Source organism: Streptomyces spiramenti (assembly GCF_012034385.1).
GTDB classification, from domain to species: Bacteria; Actinomycetota; Actinomycetes; order Streptomycetales; family Streptomycetaceae; genus Streptomyces; species Streptomyces spiramenti.
This window is the reverse complement of the sequence record NZ_JAAVJB010000013.1, coordinates 50,093-51,622: the sequence shown is the minus strand read 5'-3', so window position 1 is coordinate 51,622 and position 1,530 is coordinate 50,093. Positions and strand designations below refer to the sequence as shown.

Annotated in this window: 1 protein-coding gene; it reads right to left on the bottom strand. The window is 74.0% G+C overall.

Translation table 11 applies throughout. The features are described 5' to 3' along the window. Positions 1–115: 115 nt before the first annotated feature. Positions 116–940, bottom strand: a complete 825-nt coding sequence (locus HCJ92_RS03460; protein WP_167931889.1) for a maleylpyruvate isomerase family mycothiol-dependent enzyme — start codon at positions 938–940, stop codon at positions 116–118. Positions 941–1,530 lie beyond the last annotated feature (590 nt).

The window sequence follows — 1,530 nt, the reverse complement described above, 5'->3', positions numbered from 1 at the left end:
ACCGGACGCCGGCGGCCGGGCGTCCGCGCGTCGGGGAGCGCGCCGACCGGCCCGCGGTGCCGGGAGCCGGCGCGGGTCGCGGTGACGCGGTGAGGGGCGGCGTCGCCGCCGAACCTCAGGGAGTGATCGAGAAGTTGGCCAGAATGCGGTTCGTGATCTCCGGCTCGCCCTCGATCTTGAGCCGCTCCGCCGCTCGACGGCGCCGCATCCGGCCGCAGGCGAGGCGGGCGTACGTCTCCCAGTCCGTGGTGAACGTGGCGACCGGCCCCAGCGACGGACTGCTGGAGACCGAGCCGCGGCCCTCCTCGTCCACGCGCACCGTGCGCAGGAACTCCAGCGGACCGCTGACGTCGAAGACCACGGCGGAGCGCGGGGCGATCTTGGCCCGGTCCGCGATGGCGGCGGGCAGCTCCTCGATCATCATGTCCCGGGCGATCTCCGCCGCCGGGGAGTCGAGGTTGCCGGGCTCGTCGAGCGCGCGGCGCAGGTCCTGTTCGTGCACCCAGCAGTCGAAGACGCGCCGCCGCAGCGAGAGGTCCAGCGACATGGGGCCGAAGACCGGGCTGTTGATGACGTGGTCGGGAGCACGCTTCTCGTTCCGCAGCTGACGGGAGCGGCGGATGATGGTGTACTCCAGCTCGCCGGTCATCTCCGGGCCGGTGTGGTGCCGCCGGACGTCCACCTGGACCTCCATGTAGCGGCTGATCTCGTCGGTGACGTGGTACAGGTCGCGCGGGAGAGTGTGGATCGGGCGCGGGTCGCCGAGCGCTTCGCTCTCCAGACCGATGACGTGCGAGACGATGTCGCGGACCGACCAACCGGGGCACTCCGTCCGGCTGTTCCACTCCCCCTCGGTCAGGTGCGCGACGAGCTCGGATATCGCCTCGATGGAATGCGTCCAGGCGTCGATGGACGGCTGAAGGCTTGGGCGTTCGCTCACAGGACCCCTCGAAGCGGTGAGTGTGCCGGTTGAGTGTGTGCTCATCCTAGGGCGCTCGGAGGGGTCTGTTCGAGCGGCGTAGCAAGTGTGCTCGGGATGTCACCTGTCCTCGGCCAGGGTCCCGGGCGAGGTACGGGCCGCTCCGATCGCTGCTCCGGCACGGGTTGCGTCGTCCCGGAGGTGGGGGCGCGCGCCTGCCGCGGGGCGTCGCACCGTCACACCTGCAACGGCTGTATCGCGCTCCCCTGTTGCCCGGGGCGGCCCCCTCCGGCCGTACCGGAGGGGGCGCGGCGCGCAGGTGGGGGTCGAAGACGGTCCGTGAACGGGCCGCCGGGCGCCGGAAACGGGCGCGGCGGGTGGGGCGGCGGGGCCCGACGATGCCCATGCGTCCCCCGTCGGGGCGGAGTTGTGCTCCTCCGGCCCGGATCCGGCCCCCGTCGCCGCGGCAGGCGGACGGAGCACGGGCTGACGGCGGCGAGCAACGGACCGCGGGTGGTACGGGCTGACGGGCTGCGGCGGTGATGGCGAACCCCGGGGGGGGGGGGGGGGGGGGGGGGGGGGGGGGGGGGGGGGGGGGGGGGGGGGGGGCG